General features: G+C 57.1%; 22 protein-coding genes. 13 read left to right on the forward strand and 9 right to left on the reverse strand.

Going from position 1 to position 24,456, the window contains the following annotated elements:
• The first annotated feature begins 103 nt into the window (after positions 1 to 103).
• The 3 genes from lptF to M0P56_RS11955 all read left to right on the forward strand — a co-directional run bounded on the left by lptF (position 104) and on the right by M0P56_RS11955 (position 4,430).
• Complete coding sequence (gene lptF, locus M0P56_RS11945) at positions 104 to 1,225, forward strand: LPS export ABC transporter permease LptF (RefSeq protein ID WP_291510249.1); 1,122 nt, start codon at positions 104 to 106, stop codon at positions 1,223 to 1,225.
• Entirely contained in the window at positions 1,222 to 2,295 is a 1,074-nt protein-coding gene (gene lptG / locus M0P56_RS11950) for an LPS export ABC transporter permease LptG (RefSeq protein WP_291510250.1), read from the forward strand. The genes lptF and lptG overlap by 4 nt, the downstream gene beginning before the upstream one ends.
• A gap of 131 nt (positions 2,296 to 2,426) precedes the next feature.
• Positions 2,427 to 4,430: a dynamin family protein gene (locus tag M0P56_RS11955; protein ID WP_291510251.1), complete on the forward strand. Its 2,004-nt coding sequence runs from the start codon at positions 2,427 to 2,429 to the stop codon at positions 4,428 to 4,430.
• 121 nt (positions 4,431 to 4,551) lie between these two features.
• On the opposite strand, the gene M0P56_RS11960 is transcribed toward M0P56_RS11955, so the two are convergent.
• From M0P56_RS11960 to M0P56_RS11970, 3 genes are all read right to left on the reverse strand, one after another.
• Positions 4,552 to 4,896 (reverse strand): hypothetical protein, encoded by a 345-nt coding sequence (locus tag M0P56_RS11960; protein WP_291510252.1) that lies wholly within the window; start codon positions 4,894 to 4,896, stop codon positions 4,552 to 4,554.
• Between the two features lie 434 nt (positions 4,897 to 5,330).
• Positions 5,331 to 6,881: a DHA2 family efflux MFS transporter permease subunit gene (locus tag M0P56_RS11965; protein WP_291510253.1), complete on the reverse strand. Its 1,551-nt coding sequence runs from the start codon at positions 6,879 to 6,881 to the stop codon at positions 5,331 to 5,333.
• Entirely contained in the window at positions 6,878 to 7,321 is a 444-nt protein-coding gene (locus tag M0P56_RS11970; RefSeq protein WP_291510254.1) for a MarR family winged helix-turn-helix transcriptional regulator, read from the reverse strand. Before M0P56_RS11970 ends, M0P56_RS11965 begins: the two co-directional genes overlap by 4 nt.
• A gap of 189 nt (positions 7,322 to 7,510) precedes the next feature.
• Here M0P56_RS11970 and lgt point away from each other — a divergent pair, with 189 nt between their 5' ends.
• Both lgt and M0P56_RS11980 read left to right on the forward strand, forming a co-directional pair.
• Positions 7,511 to 8,329, forward strand: a complete 819-nt coding sequence (lgt, locus tag M0P56_RS11975) for a prolipoprotein diacylglyceryl transferase (RefSeq protein WP_291510255.1) — start codon at positions 7,511 to 7,513, stop codon at positions 8,327 to 8,329.
• Positions 8,330 to 8,358: 29 nt separating this feature from the next.
• Positions 8,359 to 10,341 (forward strand): UvrD-helicase domain-containing protein, encoded by a 1,983-nt coding sequence (locus tag M0P56_RS11980; protein ID WP_291510256.1) that lies wholly within the window; start codon positions 8,359 to 8,361, stop codon positions 10,339 to 10,341.
• A gap of 103 nt (positions 10,342 to 10,444) precedes the next feature.
• On the opposite strand, the gene rpsT is transcribed toward M0P56_RS11980, so the two are convergent.
• The 3 genes from rpsT to M0P56_RS11995 form a co-directional block, all read right to left on the reverse strand.
• A complete protein-coding gene (gene rpsT / locus M0P56_RS11985; protein WP_291510257.1) occupies positions 10,445 to 10,720 on the reverse strand; it encodes a 30S ribosomal protein S20 in 276 nt (91 codons plus the stop codon).
• 138 nt (positions 10,721 to 10,858) lie between these two features.
• On the reverse strand, positions 10,859 to 11,872 hold the full coding sequence (locus tag M0P56_RS11990) for an ABC transporter ATP-binding protein (RefSeq protein ID WP_291510258.1): 1,014 nt from the start codon (positions 11,870 to 11,872) through the stop codon (positions 10,859 to 10,861).
• Positions 11,873 to 11,891: 19 nt separating this feature from the next.
• Positions 11,892 to 12,695, reverse strand: coding sequence for an ABC transporter permease (locus tag M0P56_RS11995; protein WP_291510259.1), 804 nt, complete (start codon positions 12,693 to 12,695; stop codon positions 11,892 to 11,894).
• A gap of 288 nt (positions 12,696 to 12,983) precedes the next feature.
• Between M0P56_RS11995 and M0P56_RS12000 the strand changes: the two genes are divergently transcribed.
• From M0P56_RS12000 to M0P56_RS12030, 7 genes are all read left to right on the forward strand, one after another.
• The gene (locus tag M0P56_RS12000) at positions 12,984 to 13,331 is read left to right on the forward strand and encodes a DsrE family protein (protein ID WP_291510260.1); all 348 of its coding nucleotides are present in this window, start codon (positions 12,984 to 12,986) and stop codon (positions 13,329 to 13,331) included.
• 3 nt (positions 13,332 to 13,334) lie between these two features.
• A complete protein-coding gene (locus M0P56_RS12005; protein WP_291510261.1) occupies positions 13,335 to 14,174 on the forward strand; it encodes a symmetrical bis(5'-nucleosyl)-tetraphosphatase in 840 nt (279 codons plus the stop codon).
• Between the two features lie 115 nt (positions 14,175 to 14,289).
• Positions 14,290 to 15,120 carry a hypothetical protein gene (locus tag M0P56_RS12010; RefSeq protein ID WP_291510262.1) on the forward strand — a complete coding sequence of 277 codons (831 nt, stop codon included), beginning with the start codon at positions 14,290 to 14,292 and terminating at the stop codon, positions 15,118 to 15,120.
• A gap of 38 nt (positions 15,121 to 15,158) precedes the next feature.
• Positions 15,159 to 16,970 (forward strand): DNA helicase RecQ, encoded by a 1,812-nt coding sequence (recQ, locus tag M0P56_RS12015; protein WP_291510263.1) that lies wholly within the window; start codon positions 15,159 to 15,161, stop codon positions 16,968 to 16,970.
• 87 nt (positions 16,971 to 17,057) lie between these two features.
• The gene (gene cyaY / locus M0P56_RS12020) at positions 17,058 to 17,372 is read left to right on the forward strand and encodes an iron donor protein CyaY (RefSeq protein WP_291510264.1); all 315 of its coding nucleotides are present in this window, start codon (positions 17,058 to 17,060) and stop codon (positions 17,370 to 17,372) included.
• 4 nt (positions 17,373 to 17,376) lie between these two features.
• Complete coding sequence (locus M0P56_RS12025; protein ID WP_291510265.1) at positions 17,377 to 17,841, forward strand: EVE domain-containing protein; 465 nt, start codon at positions 17,377 to 17,379, stop codon at positions 17,839 to 17,841.
• Positions 17,842 to 18,247: 406 nt separating this feature from the next.
• The gene (locus tag M0P56_RS12030; RefSeq protein WP_291510266.1) at positions 18,248 to 19,717 is read left to right on the forward strand and encodes a sensor domain-containing diguanylate cyclase; all 1,470 of its coding nucleotides are present in this window, start codon (positions 18,248 to 18,250) and stop codon (positions 19,715 to 19,717) included.
• Positions 19,718 to 19,797: 80 nt separating this feature from the next.
• On the opposite strand, the gene M0P56_RS12035 is transcribed toward M0P56_RS12030, so the two are convergent.
• Both M0P56_RS12035 and tatA read right to left on the reverse strand, forming a co-directional pair.
• The gene (locus tag M0P56_RS12035; protein WP_291510267.1) at positions 19,798 to 21,210 is read right to left on the reverse strand and encodes a chloride channel protein; all 1,413 of its coding nucleotides are present in this window, start codon (positions 21,208 to 21,210) and stop codon (positions 19,798 to 19,800) included.
• 217 nt (positions 21,211 to 21,427) lie between these two features.
• Positions 21,428 to 21,661, reverse strand: coding sequence for a twin-arginine translocase TatA/TatE family subunit (tatA, locus tag M0P56_RS12040; RefSeq protein ID WP_291510268.1), 234 nt, complete (start codon positions 21,659 to 21,661; stop codon positions 21,428 to 21,430).
• A 653-nt stretch (positions 21,662 to 22,314) separates the two neighbouring features.
• On the opposite strand from tatA, the gene M0P56_RS12045 reads away from it, so the two are divergent.
• Positions 22,315 to 22,923, forward strand: a complete 609-nt coding sequence (locus tag M0P56_RS12045; RefSeq protein WP_291510269.1) for a uracil-DNA glycosylase family protein — start codon at positions 22,315 to 22,317, stop codon at positions 22,921 to 22,923.
• A 67-nt stretch (positions 22,924 to 22,990) separates the two neighbouring features.
• On the opposite strand, the gene M0P56_RS12050 is transcribed toward M0P56_RS12045, so the two are convergent.
• Positions 22,991 to 24,454: a YdiU family protein gene (locus M0P56_RS12050; RefSeq protein ID WP_291510326.1), complete on the reverse strand. Its 1,464-nt coding sequence runs from the start codon at positions 24,452 to 24,454 to the stop codon at positions 22,991 to 22,993.
• Positions 24,455 to 24,456 lie beyond the last annotated feature (2 nt).

A 24,456-nucleotide genomic window follows, 5' to 3' on the forward strand; every position in this document is an offset into this window, starting at 1 on the left:
GATAATCTGTAAGCGAGGAATTCGAGATGACGTCAAAGATGGAAAATAAGCCCCAGAGGCACCGGGAATCAAGTCTTGTGAGTAATCTTCAGGGGTTGCCCGCTTGACGCGCATCCGTATGCAGCTCGTGCGAAATATCACGACCTCTTTTCTGCTGACCTGCCTGGTGGTGCTTGCCATCCTGGCTATCGGTCAGGCGACCCAATTGTTGAGGCAAGTCGCTTCCGGGCAGTTGCCGTTATCGATTGTACTACAGTTGCTCGGCCTGGCAGTACCTACACTGTTGGTCATGGTATTGCCTCTGGCCTTTTTCTTCGCGGTTTATCTGGTGTTCAGCAATCTCTATCGTTCCAATGAGATGGTGGCCATTCGCAGTACCGGTACCGGGCTGTCGGGACTTCTGCCATCTGTTGCGGCGGTTGCGGCAGGTGTCTTTTGTCTGGAATTGTTATTGTCTCTTTCCTGGGCGCCCGGTGCGCAGCGTCAGTTACAATCCGACTCTGTGCGCCTGGCCAATGCCGCGGCCGAAGCTATGCTGCAGCCTGGCAGTTTCACGAATTTACCCGGCGGTCGGGTGATTTATGTGGGGCAGCCCGTGGGTAAAGACAGTCACCGCTTCCGCGAGATATTTTTGTCCATTGCCCAAGGTGATCAACTGGATTTGGCGACCGCGACTTACGGGGAGATCAAACCCCGTCAGGATGGCGCCCTGACGCTGGTGCTGGTGGATGGCCAACGTTATCTGGGACGGCCCGGGCAAAACGGGTTCAAAGTTCTTTCCTTCGCGCGCTATCGAGTGTTGCTGGGTAGCCCGGTCACCAGCGCTGCCCAGCCGGGCGGCATCAACTGGGGTAGCGTGTCTCTGTCTCAGCTTGGGCGTGACCTGCACGGCACCGAGATGCGCTTCGCCGTAACCGAACTGGAGTGGCGTCTGCTCTGGCCGCTCGCGCTGCCTCTATTGGCTTTGCTGGCTATCCCTCTGGCCTACAGCGAGCCCCGGGGGGGAGGGCGGGCGGCAGGCATGCTGGTAGGCATACTGTTTTTGCTGGCCATCAATAACATCGTTATTTATCTCAAAGAGCACATGATGAGTGGCAAGATGTCGGTTTTCCCCGGATTATTTTGGGTGCTCCTGCTGATTTTGGTGGTGGCCGCGTACACTTTTTTCAGGCGCAGTCGCGATCTGCCGATTTTACCCGCCTGGCCGGGGCGGCGCGCATTATGAAACGCGCAGATCGGTTGCTGTTTCGTGGCATGTTGCTCTATAGCAGCCTCGTGTTGGTTATGCTTCTGGCGTTGGTTTACATCGCCCAACTCGTCGCCAAATCCTCCGGACCGGGGCATGGAGTCTGGTCCATGACGCGGCTGCTTTCTTACGCCGCTCTGCAGTTGCCTGATGTGGCTTATGATGTGATTCCACTGGCGTTACTGCTCGGTGCGCTGGTCTGGGTGAGTATTCTGAGTGGACATTCTGAGGTAATCGCTTTACGCATGTCGGGGTGGTCGGTCTGGCGTTTGGAGCAGCCGCTCCTGCTGGTCGGGCTGTTCGGTGCTGGCCTTATGTTTGCCTTGGGAGAATGGGTGATACCGGTCACCGCACCCGCCGCCGAGACCATGTGGGCCAATACCGGTGAACCGGGGACCCACCTCCATAATATGGGGTCGCAAGGACTATGGTTGCGCTATGGTGCACAGATTATCCAGATTGGTGCGGTGGGCGATGACGGGAAGATTTTGCAGGATCTGCATATCGTGCGGATACGCCAGGGTATGGTGGGAGTAAGCGCCATCACAACGGCGAGTGAGGCGGCATTCAAAGAGGGGCATTGGAGCATGCACAATGTCCAGCTTTTCGAAATTACACCCGATCAGATACAGGTGACACGTGTTGCGGAGATGCCGTGGTCAGTGGCGCTGCATCCGGCCACTTTGCGTAGCTTTGCTCATCCGACACGAACCATGACGCTGCCTGCCCTGTGGCAAAGTTACCAGGCTTTGCAGAGCGGCGCGCTGAATATGAACCGCGTCGCCCTCGCTTTCTGGCGCAGGGTGAGTTATCCATGGGTGGGTCTGGTGATGATTTTGCTGGCGGTACCTTTTGTGACGCGCAATCCGCGTGGCGGTGGTCTGGCAGCGCGGATTATGGCGGGGTTGGTGTTGGGGTTGGGATTCCATTTCCTCACGGAGATGTCGGGATATATCAGTGTCTCCGGTGGAATACCCCCTTTAGCCGCCACTTTCTTACCTATTGCGCTCTTTGCAGCTATTGCCGGGCTTTTGCATCGTTTCAACTGAAGGTGGCATTTTGTGCTTCTTCGCTTAAAACAGGCTGCGTTGTAGTGATGCCGATGTATATTATAATGGTACGCTAGGCGTGGGCGATGGAGCGCGGTGCTGGATAGTTCCGCTATAGAATGGGGGATGCGATGATGAAATTGCCCTTGCTGGTTGAACAGTTGCGTGAATATCACCAGCGGCGTCGCAATATTGCCAAAGCAGTCCATCAAATGGCGCAGCTTTCGGTGGAGCTCGAACTGTTGCCCAGTGGAACTATGCTGCGGATGGAGAATCTTTCGCAGGAAATCGCCCATGATCAACTGCGCATTTCCTTTTTCGGTGAGTTCGCCCGTGGCAAATCAGAGTTGATTAACGCATTGTTTTTTTCTGACTTGGGCGCGCGTTTAATGCCCTCCGGACCTGGGCAGACGACCATGTGTCCTGTGGAAATTCGTCACTGTCATCTGGCCCCTTCTCTCCAGCTATTACCTATCCGCAGTTATACGCTCAGTGATTCTATGGAAAAGCTGAAGCGATCCAGGGATCTTTGGTCTGTTTCTCCGCTCAATTCGGAGGATCACAATGCCTGTACGGAGAGTATGGCTCAGCTTACAGAAACACTTTGTGTGACTTTGGAAGAGGCGCGCGGCTATGGCCTTTGCCCTCCATTGAAGGGAGCAGGCAATAGTGGGCGAATCAGTAATTGTCCCTCTTGTGGTGAGGGAAAAGTGCGTATTTCACGCTGGCGTTATGCGTTGCTGCAATGGGCGCACCCGGTGTTGGAAGCTGGGCTGGTGATTCTCGATACACCCGGTCTGAACTCCCTCGGCAGCGAGGCCGATCTGGGTCTGGAAGCCGCGCGCGAAGCCGATGCCCTGATTTTCGTGCTGAGTGCGGATACCGGGGTTACGCAAAGCGATCTGGAGATCTGGGAGCAACTTCTTGGCCGTCGCGCCTTACAGAACCAGTTGGTGGTACTCAACAAAGTGGACATGCTTTGGGATGATCTGCGCGACACCGATCAGGAAGCCGCGGCGATCCTCACTCAGCGGGAAATCACGGCGCAGCGACTGAATCTCAACTTGGATCAGGTGGTGGCGGCTTCGGCGCAGAAGGGCCTGTTGGGCCGTATCCGCAAGGATGAGGCGTTGTGCGCGCGAAGCGGTTTGGACCTTCTTGAAAAAGCCATCGGCGAAATTCTTATTCCGGGCAGGCGTAACGCCATGCTCGAAAATGCCCATCGCCTGCTCAACCGGGTGGTGCTTGATCAAAGAGTGTTGCTGGATGAGCAGATTCAGAATCTGGCCGGGGAAATCGAAAGTATGGAACGCCTGCAGGCGCAAACGGGCGAGCAGTTGCCGCGCCTTTTGGATCGTCAGCAAAAACTGGTGCGGACTTTTGCCAGGGATCGTGATGCCTTTGGGGTGAAGGAAAAAGAATTTATAGATTCAGCGAATACCTGGCTGCTACAAGCGCTGTCCCTGGAGCGGTTCGACCAGATTATCGAATCCGCACGCGCCGAATTGCTGGCGGCGTGGACGACGGTAGGTATTTACGATCGCTTTTCGCAGTTTTTTGTCGAAACACTGGTGCAATTTGATGCCGCGCTTGAACGTGCGAATCGGCTTTCGGCACTGATGCTTGATGCCTATCGCGTTCTGGAGCAGCAATATGGGTTGCCGAAGCTCGATACCATCCCCTACGCTATTTTGCCGCGTCGGGCCGAGTTGCTGGCCATGATGGAGCGCTACGAACGATTTGGTAAGCGTCTGGAAATCGCAGCGACCACGCAAGGTGCGGTCGTGCGTAAGGCTTTTCTATCGCTCGCTAATCAGGTGCAGGATTTTGTCGAGGAAACCCGCCGCGAATTGCAGGCATGGGTCAAGGAGTTGCTCGAAATGATGAACCGACAGATGGACTTGTATGCGTCTCAGTCTATGGAAAAACTCGAAGCGCTGGGATCCATTGTTGAATCATCGGCAAACATTCAGCCACGCATTCGTGTATTGAGCGAGCACCGACAGAAGAAAACGAAACAACTTGAGACTCTGAATAATGCCTATGCCGGATTCGCAGACTTGTTTCAGATCGACACCGAGAACAATCTACCACAACAGTGCTCCATTATTCCTGGTCATAATCCGGCTGGCTAATAAAAATCGCCATTGTTCAGGCGAGGTGTTGGGTGCGCTTCTCGGTCAACCATCGGGATATCGCCGACCCCGATCAGACAGAAGCAGGCTGACCCGTCTGCCTGCCTCTGTAAAAATAGGTTCAGGAGGCATTCTCGTTACGCTGGCGAATCAATTCCTGGTCAAATGCATGGTCGATCTCCTGTGAGAGTTTGAGCACTTTGCGGAAGATGGTGGGGTCTGAATCGTCGGCCTGGCTGCGCAGACGCAGGCGGGCAAGGCCATCAAAGCTGTGCGCACGATCCACGGGAGCATTGGCCGCGTTACACTGATTGCCCAGATAGAGGGCGGTCAGCACCTCAGAGGTCAGCGCATCGTTGAGCTTGCCTTGCTGCGCCGCACTCAGCGCCGCATCCGGAGCCATGTCCTGCAGGAAAGGGTATCCCAAATGCTGGTCGAGAAATTCTATAAGTTCTTGATAGGTCATGGTGGACTCCAGGATTAAAGAAAATGAGTCATGCCGTCGTTGAAGTAAACATCTGCACTTCGGCGACACGTTGAAAATGAGCAACTATTCACAGGGGATATCGCTATCCCGTCGCGGGCTGACTGAAAAGATGGGGCCAGGGCCTGCAACAGGTCGGTGCCTTGCTTGCATAAGGTGTCCAGATAAGATTGAATCGTACAGAAGGTCGTAGCCCCGTCGAAAGTGCGGAGGCCACGAAAGACCTTTTGCTTGACCTTGGGCATACGCCTTGTGGTTCCTGAGCGAAAGAGTACACCTATCCACCGTCTAAACAAAATGTCTGCGCCCCCAAAATTGCTGCCCTGCGAGATTGCGCTTCCGCCCCCATAGGGACGAGCCATGTGGATCGCCCTTTTCCCCTTGAAATACCCATCGCTGCGAATCACTTCTCCCAGCTAATCCACAATCATCTCCTGCTTCGTCACCGCGCCACGTTTAGGCGAGCGAATAATCAGCAGCAGTGGAAAAACCACCAGCGTCATCACCAGCATCAGCCAGAAATCATCAATGTACGCGATCATCGTCGCCTGCCGGGTAATTTCCGCGTTGAGCAGGCTCTGGCCCAAAGCATCATGGGGATTATAGAGCCTGGCCACGGCCGGATTCTGAAAAGCCGGATTACGGTCATCAATGTGGGCGGTCAGCGCCGCGTGAGCAATTTGCGTGTTACGGGTCAGCAACGTCTCCACCAGAGAAATCCCGATACTGCTGCCGACATTACGCACCAGACTGTAAATCGCCGTGCCGTTAGCCCGCATTTCCGGGCTCAGGGTCGCAAAGGTGGCGGCACTCAAAGGCACAAAAACCAGACCAATCCCCAGCCCCTGCCAGACGCCCGGCCAAATCACATCACCCTCACTGATCACCAGACCATAGCTTTGCATTTGCCAGAGGGAAAAAGCCGTGATACCGAAACCGATGGCGAGCAGCAGCTGCAGATTGACCTTGCCTACCAGGCGCCCGACGAAAAGCATGGCGAACATGGTGCCTAGACCACTCGGTGCCGTTACCCAACCTGCTGCTGTTGCGGTGTAGCCCATCAGATCCTGCAGCATGGTGGGGATCAGCGCCCGCGATGCAAAGAGCACCAGTCCGACAATAAAGATGAAAAGCAGGCCGGTAACGTAGTTGCGGTCGAAAATCAGCCGGTAATCAAAGAAGGAACGGTCAAAGGGGGTGTGCCAGGTATGATAGATAAAATATAAGGCTGCGAACCCTGCAATATAGGCTTCTATCCAGATTTCCACCGAAGCGAACCAGCTCTGCTCTTGTCCGCGATCCAGCAACAACTGCAAGGCCCCGATGGCCAGACTCAGGCTGACGAATCCTGCCATGTCAAAGTGCATCCGCCGCAGCGCCGAATCCTTGGGGAAGGATTTCCAGATTCCCATAAACGCCATGATCCCCACCGGCACGTTCACAAAAAATACCCAACGCCAGTCCATCGTATCCGTCAGCCACCCGCCCAACGTCGGCCCGATGATGGGCCCAATCATTACCCCCATCCCCCACACGGCCATGGCGGAACCCTGCTTTTCCTGAGGGTTGATGTCGAGCAGGACGGTTTGCGAAAGCGGCACTAGCGCTGCTCCGAAGATACCCTGCAGCGCCCGCGCAACGACAATTTCCCCCAGCGAAGTAGAAATGCCGCACCACATGGAGGCCAGCGTGAACCCCAGTACCGAGGCCAGCAAGATGGTACGCTGACCAAAGCGGTCACAGAGCCAGCCGGTCAGTGGTGTGGCAATGGCCGTCGCTACAATATATGAGGTCAGCACCCAGCCGATTTGGTTCAGAGACGCAGACAGGCTGCCTTGCATATGCGGCAGGGCCACGTTGGCGATGGTGCTGTCCAGGGTCTGCATGATGGTAGCCAGCATGATGGACAGGGTAATGAGGGGTCGATTCAGCCCCTCTGTGCGGACTGCGGTGCTCTCCACGGTCATCGGGAGGATTCTTCGGTAAAGCGCTGCAAACGCTGCAGGATATTCGTTGCTTGTTGTAACGCAGTAGCATCCAGGCCATCCAGCATTTCGCGGCGGAAGTCGCCGGCGACACGCTTCACCTCCGCATACACGGTCTGCCCCGCGGGCGTCAGCAACACCCGTCGGATACGCCGGTCTTCCGGAGCGATCTCGCGGCGTACCAATCCAGCGCGCTGTAACCGGTCCACCATGGCTACCACCGTCGGCCCTTCCACCGAGAGACGATGCGCCAGTTCGGTCTGGGTGAGGGGGGGGTCCGCCCGCGCCAGAAAAGCGATACCCATCCAACTCGCCTGGCTCAGTCCGAGATCCTTCAGGCGACGATCCAGCGCGTGGCGCCAGGCCCGGGCGCTGTCATGCAGGGCCCGGGCAAACGCTTCCTGCAACAGCTCTTTGCTCATGATTCCCTCCGGTATTTTTAGCCGCCCAGATTATTAGGGTACTTATACTTAGTGCTCTATCTATTTACAAGAGAAGTCACGCACCCAAAAATAACCCCTGAAAACCCAGTCGACATGCCTAAGCCCACGACATCACCTTGACAGAAGCGCAGGGCTCCGCCATGGTGGCCTAAATTTACGAGGACCCTCATGCTGCATTTTCCGGATATCAACACCGTCGGGTTCCAGCTTGGCCCTGTCACCATTCACTGGTACGGTCTGCTGGAAATCATCAGCTTTGTTATCGCCACCGTCTGGCTCATCCGGCGCGGTCGCATGGCGCACTGGAACTGGCGCAAAGAGCAGGTCGTCGACCTGGAATTTTATGTGGCCGTCGGCGCCATACTGGGTGGCCGGGTGGGTTACGTGCTCTGGTACAACCTTCCCTATTATCTCGCCAATCCCGGGAAAATGCTGGCCATCTGGGATGGCGGTATGTCCTTTCACGGTGGCCTGTTGGGGGTTGTCATCGCCTGCTGGGTATTTGCACGGTTCCATCAGCAACATACCTTTCTGCCTACGCTGGATTTCATCGCGCCAGCCGTGCCCATCGGGTTGGGTTTGGGGCGACTGGCCAATTTTATCAACGACCAGCTTTTCGGCCGTGTCAGTCACCTGCCCTGGGCCATGGTCTTTCCCGCCGGTGGTCCGCAATCCAGGCAACCCTCGCAACTCTATGAGTTTCTGCTGGAGGGCGTTCTGCTCTTGCTGATTCTGGCCATCTACAGTCGCAAAGCGCGTCCTGCCGGTGCCGTTGGCGGTATGTTTGTCCTCTTTTATGGCATTTTCCGTTTCATCGCGGAATACGCGCGCCAGCCGGATATTCAGTTGGGCTTTGTCTTCGGTCACTACACCATGGGCCAGGTCCTATCCGTGCCCATGATTATTCTCGGCCCGCTGGTGATCTGGTGGGCCTATAAGGGCGGATTCTCCGAATCGCCCCAAACCACATTGGCAGCCGATCATTAACTGCTGCACGTTGCATCCGCATGACGCCCATGGCTGATGAGCTCAACCCACCACAGCAGGAAGCCGTAAAACACATCCACGGCCCCTTGCTGGTGCTGGCCGGGGCCGGATCGGGCAAGACCCGGGTCATCACCCGGAAAATCGTTCATCTTATCCGCGAGCAGCAGGTTGCCCCCAAACACATTTGCGCCGTGACCTTCACCAATAAGGCCGCACGCGAGATGAAAAGCCGCGTCGCTGAGGCTTTGCGGGGCCATAACAGCCGCGGCCTGATGGTCTCCACCTTCCATCATCTCGGCCTGCAAATCCTGCGCAAAGACATCGAGCGCCTGGGCTATCGCGGTAACTTCAGCGTCATTGACCCGGGCGACAGCTTGGGGATGGTCCGTAACCTGCTCCGCGAGGCCAACGGCCCCAGCGATCTCGCCGAAGCCATCCAGGCCCGTATCTCCCGTTTCAAGAATGACGGTTTCTTCCCCGAGGAAGCGCATGCGGATGACCGCTTCGGTCAGGAGGCCGCCAATATCTATACGTCATATCAGCGCTCTCTCAGTGCCTGCAACGCCGTGGATCTGGATGATCTCATCCTCCTGCCCACCCGCCTGCTGCAAGACCACGCAGAGGCCCGCCACGCCTGGCAGGATCGTATCCGCTACCTGCTGGTGGATGAATATCAGGACAGCAACGGCGCACAGTACCGCCTGGTGCAGAGTCTGCTGGGCACCCGTCACAACCTGACGGCGGTGGGTGACGACGACCAGAGCATCTACTCCTGGCGGGGTGCGGCCGCCGACAACCTGCATCGGCTGGCGCAGGATTTCCCCAACCTCAAAGTCGTTAAACTGGAGCAGAACTACCGTTCCACCGGTCGCATTCTCCAGGCCGCCAATGCGGTCATTGCGCAAAATCCCCACCTCTTTGAAAAGCGCTTGTGGAGCACGCTGGGCGATGGCCACGGTATCCGCGCCCTGCGCTGCGCCAACGAGGCCGACGAGGCGGAGCAAGTGGTCAATGCCATTCTCCGCGACCGCTTTCAGCGGCAGGGTGAATACCGCGATTACGCCATTCTGTACCGCAGCAACCATCAGGCCCGCCCCTTTGAAGCGGCCCTGCGCAATGCCCGGATTCCATACCAGATATCCGGCGGGCTCTCCTTCTTTGAACGCAGTGAAATCAAGGATTTTTTGTCCTACCTGCGGCTACTGGTCAACTCCGACGATGATCCCGCTTTCCTGCGTGCGGTCAACACGCCACGTCGGGGCATCGGCAGCGGCACCCTGGAACGCCTGGGCGCCTTCGCCAAGGAGCGAAATCTCTCGCTGTTCGCCGCGCTTTGGGAAGACGCGCTGGAGTTGCCTGAAAAGGCGCGCACCGCTCTGCGTAGCTTCGCTGGCTGGGTGAATCTCAAGGCTGGTGAGGTGGACAAAGCCGAACTGATCCCAGCCCTGCAGCGCCTACCCGAGGAAATCGGCTATCTGCAGTATCTACAGAGTGAAGGTGACGAAAAAGAGGCGGGGCGCCGCTGGGAGAATATTCAGGAACTCCTCAACTGGATGCAGCGCCTGCAGGAACAGGACGAAGGCCCGCAAACCCTCGCGGAGATTCTCAACCGCCTGATGCTCTTCAACGTGCTGGAGCGCGAAGAGGACGACGAACGCGATGTGCTGCGCCTGTCCACCCTGCACGCCGCTAAAGGGCTGGAATTCCCGCAGGTGTTTCTGGTTGGTGCCGAGGAAGAACTGCTACCCCACCGCAACAGCGAAACCTCGGAGCAGATTGAAGAAGAACGTCGCCTCTTCTATGTGGGCATGACCCGCGCCCGCTTCCGCCTGACCCTGAGTCTCTGTCGTAAGCGTCGCCGCTACGGCCAAGAGGTCCATCCAGAACCCTCCCGCTTCCTCCGGGAGATCCCTAAAGAGCACCTGGACTGGCAGGGCGACCAGAATCCGGAAGAAGAAATGGACCCCACTGCCGCTTTCGCCCGCCTCCGGGAGATGCTCGGCAAAACCTGATAAGTGCGTTCGCCACGCATAAAATCAGAGAGGCGATCCGGTTGTGTGGATCGCCTCTTCTGCTCGGCATCCCACTCGGACTGCGGGATGCGCTTACCTGCCTTTACTGAGCGACGTTACCCATCGCTTTGACGCGGGCCGAGAGCCGGCTTTTGGTGCGGGCCGCCATGTTGCGGTGTGCCACACCCTTGCCAACCGTCTTGTCGATGACCGACTCCGCAGCGCGGAGCGCGCTGCGGGCCTGCTCCTGGTCACCAAGGTGTACGGCCTTCAGCACACCCTTTACATAGGTGCGCAAGCGCGAGCGCAGACTGGCATTGTGCAAGCGCCGCTTTTCATTTTGTAATACGCGCTTGCGCGCCTGAGCTGTATTGGCCAACTTTGTACTCTCCATATCTACAATCCCGCGTTTGCGGGAAATGAAGTCGCGTATTCTGGCGCCATCGCCCAACCCTGTCAATATCAATGGATTGCAAAAACCATCGGGCACTACGAAAATGGGGACCCCTGGCCCGTTTTACCCTTGCATCACATGGACATGCTCTGGTACCACCTGCACCCACAGCTCGGTGCCTGGCGCCAGAGACCTGCCTTCGCACTGCAAGCGCGGTAACAGCATATCCAAAGATAAAGCCCCTTCCATTCTGACACGCAAGGCAACACCCTCCTCCCGGAGGCTCAAGACCCGCAGTTTCAGGGCATTCGGCGCTGAGCCGTCCGGGGTATGGTCCGGCACGATATCCTCGGAACGAATGGCCACGGTTACCGCCATCCCCGGACGCATGCCGTGCTGCAAGCCGGTACGCAGGCGCCAGTCGGCTTTTGCTCCTGCCACCACCATTCCGGCTCTCTCTATTTCCTCAATACGCCCCGCCAGGAAATTACGAAACCCCAGCAAACGCGCCACTCCCGTAGTGGCGGGTCGCGCAAACACCGCACGGGGAGACCCTTCTTGCGCAACACGTCCATCCAGCAGCACCGCCATGTGATCTGCGCGCATCGCCAAGTGCGGATCATGACTCACCGCCAGCACCGGCACCCCAAATTCGTGGACCTCACGGATGAGTTCGTCCAGAATTTCGTCGCGGGTGGCCATGTCCAGCGCCGAGGTAGGCTCGTCCAGCAGCAGCAGCTTAGGACGCCGGGCCAGAGCGCGGGCGAGCGCCACCCGCTGACGTTGCCCGCCGGAGAGGGCCGCCGGATAACGCTCTGCCAGATCGACAAGCCCCACGCGCGTTAGCAAATCCATAGCCTGCGCGCGGCGGCCTGCGCCCCTGGGCAGCGGAAAGGCGACGTTTTCCCAAGCCCGCAGGTGCGGAAAAAGCGCATAACCCTGAGGCAAATAACCGATAGGGCGCTGCTCGGCAGCAAGGTCGCCGAAAGGATGCCCACGCGCCGGAATCAAGCCAGCGATGGCCTTGAGCAGCATCGTCTTGCCCTCTCCGGAATGACCGAGCAGGACGGTGAAATCCCGCACTCCCATCTGAATATCCAGCGTGACCGGCTTTTCCAACAGATAGCGAATTTCCATAAATTTCAGTGCAATGCCATCAGAATATCCCCTGTCGGCGCGAACGCAGCCCCAGCCACAAAGGTAAGGGCACCGCGACGAGAAAGAATACCCAGAGCAGGGGGTAAACCGCACTCAGCCCGATATCCTGCAGGTTAACCCAAAGTTTGACCGGAATACCCTGCGGGAAATACGCCACGATGAGCACAATGCCGAACTCCCCCATGGCGCGCACCCAGGCCAGCGCCACTCCGGCAGTCAGCCCCAGGCGCGCCAGAGGCAGTGTCACCCGCCAGAAGGTCTGCCAGCGGTTGCGTCCCAGGGTGCGACTAATCTGCTCCAACTCTTCAGGCACGCCCTCGAAGGCCGCTCGCGCTGCCAGCACATAGTAGGGCATGGCCCCGTAGATCTGTGCCAGCACAAAGGCTGGTGCGGTATTCGTCAGATAGAACCCCGCCTGACCGAACAAGCCGCCCACCGGTGAATAGGGTCCGTAGAGAGCGCTCAGCAAAATACCCATGGCCAGGGGCGGCGTCAGCAGCGGTAGCAACAGCAGCGCGTCCACCAGCCATTTGCCGCGGTAATGATAATGCGCCAGCCACCAGGCGAGTGGCGTGCCCGCCAGCACCACCAGCATGAGCGCCAGACCGCTATAACACAGAGAAACCCGAATGGCGCCGAGATCACCTGGAGCGAACTGGAAATCATGCCAGTCTGTCGCAAAGACCAGTGCCGCAAAGGGCGCTATCAGAAATACCAGCACAGCGGCCGCCATGAGCGTCGCCAGCCCGCGTGCGGGTGGCTGGCGTGGCGCGACAATCGCCAAGGTCGCCGCGTCACTCAAATGGCGTTTCCATCTGGTCTACCCTAGGCGAGTTAACAAATACCCGGACCAGACACCACGCCATAAACAGCACGTTCCGCAGCATGGTCGCATCGTTATTCTCCATTGGATATCCCCAGAACCGATTTATATCGGTGACTACGACAAGGGTCAAGCGGCCCAGGGGGCCATGCAGGCATGATATCCTTCGGGACATTTTTATGCTAAACTTTCAATCTAGACAGCGAGGGCAGGAGCGTTGGCTTGAGGCTTCTGAACGAGCCATAGATAGTATAGAGCGTACAGATCATGCATTGGACCATTCTTATCAAATCCCATCCGGACGCTGGCGGCAATTCCGTTCTCCAAGGCCTGCGTATGGCGGCGGCCGCCCTCGCCGATGACATTGATGTCAGTATATTTCTTGCCGAAGAAGCCGCATCACTAGCGTTACACTCGGAAAATCTGGGAGGGAGGCAGCGTGTCCACCACGACCTCATCGCAGAGGTTCAAGAGTTGGGTGCCGAAATTCATGTGATTGGTCTCGAGTGGCTGCATCTAGCCAAAAATCGGACCTTGATTCCCGGTATTAAAGTAGCGAGCATGAAAACCCTGGTTCGCCAGATGAAGCGTTCTGATCAGGTCGTCACGCTTTAAAATATGACCGCCATCTACGCCATGGGCGACCTGCAAGGTTGCTATGCGCCCTTTAGTTCTCTATTGGAGCAAATTGGTTTCGCGCCGCAAACAGATCGGCTTTGGCTGGCGGGCGACCTCGTTAACCGGGGGCCGGACAGTCACGCTGTCATTAACCGGCTTTACACCTGGCGCGACCGAGTGCAGATCGTCCTCGGCAATCATGATCTGTACGCGCTCGCCCGCTGGGCGGGCGTCATCCCTGCAAAAAAAAATGACACGCTCGCCCCTTTGTTAGTCGATCCCCGGGCAGACGAATGGATGGACTGGTTGCGCAGTAGCCCGTTGCTGCATACGGATTCGCAACTGGGCTGGAGCATGGTCCACGCTGCCATCCATCCTGACTGGGATATGGCAACAGCGCGCGGACATGCTGATGCCGTCGAGGATGCGCTGCACGATCGTCGCTGGCGACGTTTTATGAAATCCCTCTGGGTAGCCCCGGCACCCAACCGCTGGCAAGATTGCCGCAACGAAGAGGACGCGCAGCGCTTCCGGGTTGCGGTGTTCACCCGCGCCCGCTATGTGACCGCCAAGGGCGTTTTTAGCTGGTCTAACACGCCGCCCAAGGACACTGCCCACGAGTTTGCACCCTGGCACCAGCGGTTTTTTGAAAGGCAGACCTCTGGCGCCATCATCTGCGGCCACTGGGCCACCCAGGGTTTGCTGGTGCAACCGCGTATGCTCGCACTGGACAGCGGCTGTGTCTGGGGCCGCCAACTCAGTGCCGCGCGCCTTGATGGTGCAGAACCCGTGATTTATCAGATATCCTGCCCGATGTTTGCGCAACCGAGTAACGGCTAAAAAAGCAGCATACATCGACCACGCAGGGTCAGAATTTTCACCTATACTGTGGGCACTCCCTACTTCCCTACTGCGCAGCCTGTGAATAAAGAAGCCCCTACCAGGAGATTCCACCATGCCAGATGCCCCCCTCGTTCCCGGCCAACCCAGCTATCGCAGTGCGATTGTCGGTGGCTGGCAACTATTGCGACAGCAGTTCAAGTCCCTCGCCGGAGCCCTCATTATTTTTATGATCCTCCTCATGGTCGGATTCATTGCCGGTGACCTTCTCGATGTTGTCAGCCCAGGCCATGCCGATCTGTGGCACCTCCCCATGTATCTTTGGATGTATGTCGTCAGTATGGGCTACTACCACCTGCTCGCCAAGGTCATTGCCGGGCAGGACTGGGCCATGGGGGACTTGTTGTGGGGGATTGGACGGGCCCAGGCCTGGGCCCTGTCCCTGCTACCCGCGGCACTTGTCTCGATACTTATGGCATTTTCCGGGCTGTCAGTGACGCCTGGGCATCCCCTGCCACCGGACACCCTTACCCGACCTGACTTCTGGATTGGAATGCTGGTGTCTACCCTGATCGGCACTTTTTTCGGATATGTGTTTATGCTCTATGCCGCTTATGGTGCGACACCCAAATCGGCACTAAAAAGTGCGCTACCTATTTTTGGTAGCCGTCTGATTTGGCTCATTTTTCCCTTCGTAATTACGCTGATCATGGTGCTCGTGCTGGTAGTCGCCGCTATCCCTGTCGGGCTCTTCCTTGGCCTCATCGGGGTTTTGCTGAAATTGCTGGCGATGCCGCTCGTTGCGAAGTTCGTAGTAGGGGTAGTATTTTCAGTCATTCTCGTTGTACTGATAATGGCGATGCTGATCTGGGTTTATGGCAGCCTGATCATTGCCAGCGGCGCACTCGCCCAGCCAGAGGAGCAAGAAGGACGGCTGATCACCTGATTAGGTCCAGACAGCCTTTGCCGTTATCCTGAGTCACCATGCCAATCGCCAGCACACAGCAGCCATTAAAAATACTCCGCCACACCTTCGGCTATGATGCGTTCCGGGCGCCGCAGGAAGAGGTGATCCAGACCCTTATGGGGGCCAGAGATGCGCTGGTGCTCATGCCTACGGGGGGCGGCAAGTCCTTGTGCTATCAGATTCCCGCCATCGCCCTAGCAGGAACAGGGGTGGTGGTTTCGCCGCTGATCGCCCTCATGGAAGATCAGGTCAACGCCTTGCGCCAAGCCGGGGTCGCTGCCGCTGCCCTGAACTCCAGCGCCAGTCCCGCGGAAGTGCGCGCCACTGAGGACGCGTTATTGCAAGGCACCATTGATCTGCTTTACATCGCCCCGGAACGATTGCTCCAGGAACGTACCATCAACCTGCTGCAACGGGCCACTATCAACCTCTTCGCCATTGACGAAGCCCACTGCGTATCCCAATGGGGCCACGACTTTCGTCCAGAATACCTGCAACTGCGGGTGCTGCATGAGCGTTTTCCCCAGGTGCCACGCATCGCCCTGACAGCCACTGCCGACCCGAGAACCCGCGCAGAAATCATCGAACGACTGGCGCTGCAGAAGGCCGCTGTTTTTACCCGATCTTTCGATCGTCCTAATATCCGCTACCACATCCATAGCGGCAGCCAGGGCGCCCGCAACGCCTTGCTGCGCTTCATCCACGATCGCCACGCTGGCGAGGCAGGCATCGTTTACTGCCTGTCCCGCAAGCGCGTGGAAGAAATTGCCGCATGGCTGCAAGGCGAGGGACTCGATGCCTTGCCTTACCATGCCGGCCTGAGCGGCGACGAACGGCGCCGCAATCAGCAGCGCTTTCAGCGCGATGAAGGAGTGATCATCGTCGCCACCATTGCTTTTGGTATGGGCATCGACAAGCCCAATGTCCGGTTCGTCGGCCATCTGAATCTGCCCAAGAGCATTGAAGCCTATTATCAGGAAACCGGCCGTGCCGGGCGCGATGGCCTGCTCGCCGAGGCATGGATGCACTATGGCCTGCAGGATGTGGTGCAGCTACGGCAGATGATTCAGCAATCGGAAGCCGACCTGCCGCGTAAGCAGATGGAAGGGCAGAAACTGGACGCCATGCTTGCCCTTTGCGAAACCACGGATTGCCGTCGCCAGACCCTGCTCGGCTACTTTGGCGAAATTCTCGCCCAGCCTTGTGGCCACTGTGACAACTGCCTGCAGCCCCCAGCCACCTGGGATGCCACCGTCGCTGCCCAAAAGGCCCTCTCTGCCGTCCACCGGACTGGCCAGCGCTTCGGGGTGCAGTATCTGGTCGACGTACTTCTGGCCCGCGAAGAACCGCGCATCCAACAATGGGGCCATGAGCAATTGAGCGTCTACGGCATTGGCAAGGAACTCTCCGCCAATGCCTGGCGCGCCCTTTTTCGCCATCTTTTATTGCGTGGGCTGGTGGAGGTCGATGCTCAAGGGCACGGTGGCCTGCGCCTCAGCCCGAGCAGTCGTCCGCTTCTGCGCGGCGAGGAAAAACTCACCCTACGCCAGCAGGAAAGCACGACACCGAAGCAGCGCGACAAGCGCCCGGAGATCGCGCTCCAGGACGCTGGCCTCTGGGAAGCCCTGCGCCAGCACCGCCGCGAACTCGCCCTGGCACAGGGCGTGCCTCCCTACGTGATTTTCCACGACGCCACCCTTATGGAAATGCTGCAACGTCGCCCGCGCGACCTGCGGGCGCTGGCCACCGTCCCCGGTATCGGCGAACGCAAACTGGAGGCTTACGGGGAGTCGTTCCTGAAGATACTGCATGATGATCCGCGTCCATAAAGCTTTCCTACAAAGTCGGTACGTGGACGCGGGCTTGCCCTGCTGCCCGGCAGGCGTCATTATAGAGCGGTGATCCAGGATAGCCCTATGAACCCACAAAGCTTTGCCGTCACCGTCGAAAATACGCTCAATGATCTGCTCAACCGGATAGAGACCAGTGCTCCAGAAGTGGAAAGCGATCTCGTGGACAACGTGCTTACCTTGCTTTTGCCCGATGACAGTCAGATCATCCTCAACCGTCAGGAAGCGGTGCAACAGATTTGGCTGGCCTGCAGCGATGGTCCGGCACGATTTTCACCGCAAGACGGCGCATGGCGGGATAGCCAGAGTGGGGAATCTCTGGAACATGCCATCGGTCGGCTGCTGAGTCTGCGTCTCGACCATCCCGTGTCACTGGATTGACGGCGTGGCTTACTGGTTAATGAAGACCGAGCCGGACGCCTTCTCATTGCAGGACTTGCAGCAGCGCGGACAGGAACCCTGGGACGGTATCCGTAATTATCAGGCCCGCAACTTCCTGCGCAGCATGCAGATAGGCGACGGAGTCTTCATTTATCACTCGCGCGTACCCGTCCCCGGCATCGTCGGGACCGCCGAAGTAGCCAGCACCGCGCATCCAGACCCCACCCAGTTCGACCCGCAGAGCAAATATTACGACCCTGCATCGCGTCTTGATCAACCCCGCTGGGACCTGGTCGATGTGGCTTATCGTCAGACTTTTGCGCACAATATTGCCTTGGATAGCCTGCGCGCCATGCCAGAATTTTCTGACAGCCTGCTGGTTCGCAAAGGGAATCGCCTGTCCATCCTACCCATTACCGCAGGCCAGTGGAATCACATCCTGCATTGGGTCGGATCAACTGACGCATGACTGAAAATACGACCTAGCCGGCGCTCCGCCACCACGGCTCCTCGGCATCAAAGGCCAGCACTGAAACGATCATCCCTGCACCCTGCGCGATTATTAGGCGCCTGCGCTCGTCCTGCCAGACCAATCCTGCTGCGACGACTGCGCGAACACCGCGAAGAGGTGCTTCGACTTCTTTCGGACCCGGACGTGCTATTCACCAATAACTTGCGGAACAAGCTGTGCGGACGCCCAAGGTGGGGTGGCGATACCCCTTGTGAATAGTTACACTTTGCGAGACACCGACAGGAGTATCGAAAAAATTTCCTCCAAATCTGCACCCAACTTGCCGTGGCGGCCTATTTCTGATCGATTCCGAGGCTTCCTGGCCAGCGCATCTGAACGATTTCTGTCCCAGCCCGGACAGCGTATGCTGCGGTGGAGTAACGCTTTTTTTGTGGCGTTGGCCGCAACGTTTGTCGGGCTTGCCTTTTGGCAAGCCGCCGTGCTGGTGCAGGTCATACAGGCGGGCTTTTCCACCCATCCCAACATTGTTCTGCTCACCAATCCACAAGGGCAGGTGATTTCCTCCTTGAAAGATGGTCATTGGGCATCGCCGGGGTCCCATTTGTCTGTGGGCGTCGGCATGCTAGGCATACCCGTTCCCGGATATCTCGGGACTCTGCATATGCAATGGACCTCATCGTCGGTACGCCAGGCATTCTGGCGGGCGGAACGGGGAAGGCTGCCCATTTTATTGTTCGTCTTGTTGTTGATTGGCGGGGTCGGCTGGTTTACCCAAAATCTGCTTCGCCAATTGATACGCCTGCGCCAATATCAGGCCGTCACCTTGCTGGTTCAGCGGGATCTCCTGAGCCAGGATAACCTTCAGGCCATGTACCAACGGTTGGTGGATAATGTGGTAGTGCAGACGGAGGCAATTGGGGCCTACGTCATTACCAGAGCATTGGAAGGCGCGTTTTTGACCATACAGGCGATGGCAGATACGGACGACGATCCGTTGTCCGATAGAGTCGTACCTTTACGATATCCAGTGCAAGGAATATGCCCCACTATAGTGGCTGGTGAGGTGTTCCGTACGGGGCTTCAGCAAGGCCCGCTGAATCCAAGTTCATCGGCCCTGACGCAAGATGTCAACGATGACCGTAGTGTGTTTGACCGGGTCCGCAGTGTTATGGCCATTCCGGTGTTTGTGGGTGGAGGGGAAATCCCATTTGCTGTGCTGGTGATCGAGAGCGAAGAAATTCAGCACTTCACGCGGTCACTACAGGAAACATTGAAACAGCTAGCTACCAGCTTGGGGTTGGGGCTGAGCCGATATTATGAACAGCGCGAGTTGGAACAGGCAAAAGCAGAAATCGAAAACCTGGCACGCCATGATATGCTGACGCATTTGCCAAACCGCCGGTTTCTGGAAGAACAACTGGAGCAAGCCATGACCCGTGCAGAGCGGCACGGCAAGCTGCTGGCGGTATGCATGCTGGATCTGGACGGCTTTAAACCGGTGAACGACGCCTATGGCCACGAAGCGGGTGACGAAGTGCTCGTGACCCTGGGGAAGCGATTGCCGGAGGCATTGCGTAAATCGGACTTTGTGGCTCGCCTGGGAGGTGATGAGTTTGTGCTTCTAGTGGAAGACCTCTCTGGGCCGAATGATCTCACCCCGATCCTCGCCAAGGTAGAAGAAGCCATGAATACCCCTATCCCACTGAACAATGGTGAGATCGTCCAGATCAGTGGGAGTATGGGGATCGCCCTGTATCCCTTCGGGAAAGAAGAAACGGGTGACCAACTGCTGCGCAGCGCCGACCATGCCCTCTATGAGAGCAAGTCCCATAAGGCGGATAGAGCGTATTTTTGGGTGATCCAGGGAGACTGAAGTTTCACCGAATTTCGCATTATTCCGGCAGAGGATGCTGTGTCAACGCTTGTTTTCGAGCTGCAAACTCAAATATGTAGTCAGCTAGACACGGTGCGATGATCGTGTTGTGCGTCGAACAACGAATGATCGCCGCCAAACATCATAGCTATTCCTACCGTGAGCATAGCTGGCAAAAGTACGCCATAACTTCCGGTCATTTCGGTGATCATAACGATGGTAGACAAGGGAGCATTCGCCGCTACGGAAAAGACCGCCATCATTCCGACCACCACGAACATGGCAATGGGTATATTAAGGTCGGGGGAAACGGTCTTTGCAAGATGCCAAAATAGAGCGCCTGAAAGACCACCGATGACTACCGTCGGACTAAAGGCACCGCCGGATGCGCCAGAGCCGGCAATCAGTGACATGGCCAGAATGACGCACACTATACCAAGGGCTAGCTCGGTCAACCCCGGAGAGATTTTGTGGTCCATGATCAATTGCAACCATCCATAGCCGTTTCCTATGGCATAAGATGATAACAGGCCAACGCAGCCAGCCAAGACGCCACCTATCATGGCGCGGAGATAGATCGGCCGCTTCATCTTCTTGCATAAAGCCGAGATATAATAAAACACCCACAGCAAAAAACGGGCAATCAGACCGGCAAAAACACCAAAAATGGAAAACCACAGAAGATATTTCAACTCGAAGTTGTGCACCGGTAGAAGGCCGATATGGAACAAGGGCGAAAATCCCTCCTTGGTGGCCACCACTAGGTAAGCCGCCGCCGAGGCGGCAAAAGCAGGGATGATCGTTTCGATATCGAAATCGTGCTTGAAAAATATTTCACTGCTGGCGATGGCGCCCGCCAAAGGGGCCTTGAACATGGCCCCCAGTCCTGCGCCAACCCCTATGGCCAAGGCCTCGCGCACTTCGTGCGGCTTTTGCTTGAGCAGTTTGGCGATAGACACACCGACGCTCCCCCCCACCATACTCATCGCACCCTCGCGGCCGGAAGGTCCGCCGGAACCCAGCACCATCGCCGAGGTAAAAAGCGTGGTGAAAGACTCCCCCAGGGTGAGCGATTCCGGATTTTCATGGTAGGCGCGAATCGCCTTATTGGCGCCCAGGCTGCTGGGGTTTTTAAGAACGAGATGGGATAGTACCCCAGAAATGAACCCAGCCGCTCCCTCAACGATGGGTATCATGAACGGGTAGCCCGGAGTGGGTGTATAAGACGTCTGAACTCCGCCACCGAAACCGGATGAACGCGGCGGGATGAAATGGGAGAGGGTCCCCAAGGAGAACTGGGTAAAAAAATCCATTATCTCGATGAACACCAGAGACAACGTCCCGGTAATAAGCCCGATGATAATGGGAGTAATAAAATAGCGCGCCTTGTTTTTGCCTTTTGCCGGTGGCGACAGTATATCTCTCCAACTGTGATTGATTATGTTCTCATCAATAGCCCCGGTGGAATTCGCGACTAATTTTTCGTTTCCCATTGATTATTCCGTCTGATATTGGTTAATCCATAGCCTGCCCGGTGATCTTTTTGGTTTTACCAAACCGTCTGTCATTAGCCAAGGATGACACCCGCTTGCTCGATGACGTTTACCGAGACGGAAAGGTCGGTACAAAGGTGTAGATCAACGGCGGCGCCTTTGAGTGCCCACGTATTCCGGCCGTTCATATTCCGGGATATGTTGTATATTTATTATCCTATGACTTCGTATGAAGAGTTTCTGCGGTCGTCTCCCTCATGTGCTCAAGCGGCTGGGTCGCAGCGTCTGCGACTTCTGATGAGGGTAGTTGCTTTTCTTCCTTCATGGCCTGCCGAAAACTTTTTATGGCAGAGCCTAAATCTGCTCCTGTATTTTTGATTTTGGATGTCCCAAAAAGCGCCATAACAATTAATAACAAAATAATCAAATGCGGAAGACTGAATATATCCATGATCATATCCTCACTGGTTGATCCATATCTCATCCCGATTTATCCGGCCTGTACCTGAAGGAAGTAGCCCCTCCCGTAACAGGACAACCCATGCGTAAGGCCAGATTAAATAGCGGTCCTTTCATGAGACGCGCTTAAGCTAGCGCCCGTTATACACACTGATCTATAATCAAGCCCAAAATAAATCATTCACCGACGCGAACGCTTGATTGATGGCCGTTCTAAAAATTAAGCATATGGTGCACTGGATTTCATATTTAACGATATTTTATATGCTGGTGGTCCGGTCAAACGTCAGTTGGTGCATCGGCGGGAGCGGGTGCGTAAGACGGAACGAACTCCAGAAGAAAAATAAAAAGGATCCGGATGATATGATCAGAAAAGTTGTACGTAAATAATTCAATATCAAATCGCATAATTTTTTCAGCAAAGTCCGAGTATACTAATGTTGCAGAGGCTGGGCAAGGATTCCAACGCGCTATTATTGAGGTAGAGGGATTTGTGGTATGGCGAAGCCGCGGCTGTTTCACCGCAAACGCGGCGTAGCCGGATGACAGGAATGCGTTCATTGAACCACCGTGTATGGTCCCATATGCACGGTGGTGTGGGATGGGTAAGATGGTGAGGTTTTCCCCTGTTCCGATGAGATTTGGATGCCCGATTTCACAACGTGTTATCATGCTCTCGACGCGCTACTCACCCGTGTTCGCCATTGCGAACGTTGTGCCGAGCACCTGCCGTTTGGTGCGCGTCCGGTGCTGCAGATGGATTCGCGCGCGCATATTTTGATTGCTGCGCAAGCACCGGGCAGGAGGGTGCATGAAACAGGTATTCCCTTTAACGATGCCAGCGGTGATAGGCTTCGTGCGTGGCTGGGTATCTCCCGGGAGATATTCTACGACGCCCGACAGGTGGCGATCGTGCCCATGGGTTTCTGCTACCCGGGCACTGGAACGTCTGGAGACTTGCCGCCGCGATCAGAGTGCGCTCGTGCCTGGCATGGGGAATTAATGCCGCATTTGCGGCATCTGCAGCTCACCCTGGTCATCGGCCAATATGCTCGGGCTTATCACCTTCCAGCCGAAAGCGGGACACTGACGCAGGTGGTTCATGCATGGCGGAAAGGCTGGCCCTACCTGATCCCGCTGCCGCATCCCAGCCCGCGTAATAATCTGTGGCTAAAGCGCAATCCGTGGTTCGAGGAAGAACTTATCCCGGTGCTTCAGGCGCGCGTAGCCGAGGTGCTTGGGCATGACCGTTAACATGGCATTCAGGAGTGCGTTATCCTCGGATGTGCATGGCAGCCATGCGGCCGCGCCCCAGTGATCGCTACGTTCCGCAAAACGTCTTGAACGGCCCGAAACTCTCGGGGGCGGGCTGAGTATAGCTCTCCAGCCCCGGACGCTCCGTGAAGGGCTGTTCCAGCACGGCGAGCAGCGCTTTAAACAGGCTGAGGTCCTGGTCCTGTGTGGCGGCGGCCAAGGCTTCCTCGACTTTGTGGTTGCGGGGTATGTAGAGCGGATTGACCTGATCCATAGCTGCGGCGCGCGCCTCCGCGGTGGTGCTTTCGCGCGCCAGCCGGGCCTGCCATTGCGCTAACCAGAGATCAAACGGCGCCGGCTTGGCAAAGTGGGCGCGGACCTGCGCCGGATCACCGCGCACTGCCGCTGATAAACCGCGGAAGACCTGTGTGTAGTCGGCATTCTGGCCTTCCATGGCGGACAAAAGAGCTTGCGCCAGCGCGAGATCGCCGTCCTCTGCCGTGGTCAGGCCCATCTTGGCGCGCATGCCATCGAGCCAGTGGCGGGTGTAGAGCGTAGGAAACTCGTTGATCTGCTCGGTCAGTAAGCGCACGGCTGCATCGGCGTCGGGGTGAACCAGATCAATCAGCGTTTCGGCGAAGCGCGTGAGGTTCCATTGTGCGATCAACGGCTGGTGGGCATAGGCATAACGGCCCTGCGCGTCGATGGAGCTGAAAACCGTCTCCGGATCATAGGCATCCATGAAGGCGCAGGGGCCATAGTCGATGGTTTCGCCGGCGATGCTCATGTTGTCCGTATTCATCACACCGTGAATGAAACCGACCAGCATCCAGCGTGCGATCAGTGCGGCCTGTGCGGCGGACGCTGCCGCAAACAGCTCCAGGTAGGGATTGTCCGCACTTTTCAGAGCGGGGTAGTGGCGGGCAATGGTGTAATCAGCCAGTTGTTTGACCCTGGCATTTTCGTTGCGTGCAGCAAAGAACTGAAAGGTGCCGACGCGAATATGGCTGGCGGCGATGCGGGTGAGGATGGCGCCGGGGAGCGATGTTTCCCGACGGACGGTTTCCCCTGTCGTGACGGCGGCCAGGGCGCGGGTCGTGGGGATGCCCAGCGCATGCATGGCTTCACCGATGACATATTCGCGCAGCACCGGCCCCAGTGCCGCCTTGCCATCGCCGCCCCGCGAAAAGGGCGTGCGACCAGAGCCTTTCAGTTGTATATCCCGGCGCCGACCATGGCGATCGATCAGCTCGCCGAGCAGGAGGGCGCGGCCATCGCCCAGTTGCGGAGAGAAATGGCCGAATTGATGGCCAGCATAGGCCTGGGCCAGAGGCTGCGCGCCTTCCGGGACCTGATTTCCTGAAAAAATGGCGGCACCCAGATCGCGGTCTAGCACAGCACTGTCGAGCCCCAGCTCCTCCGCCAGTGCCTGGTTCAACAGCAGCAGTCGGGGTGCTGGTGCCGTGGCCGCCTGCCAGGGAGCGTAAAACCCCTCTAACTCGCGCGCATAAGTATTGTCAAATGTGATGATGT

Source organism: Acidithiobacillus sp., from assembly GCF_023229925.1.
Taxonomy (GTDB): Bacteria; Pseudomonadota; Gammaproteobacteria; order Acidithiobacillales; family Acidithiobacillaceae; genus Acidithiobacillus.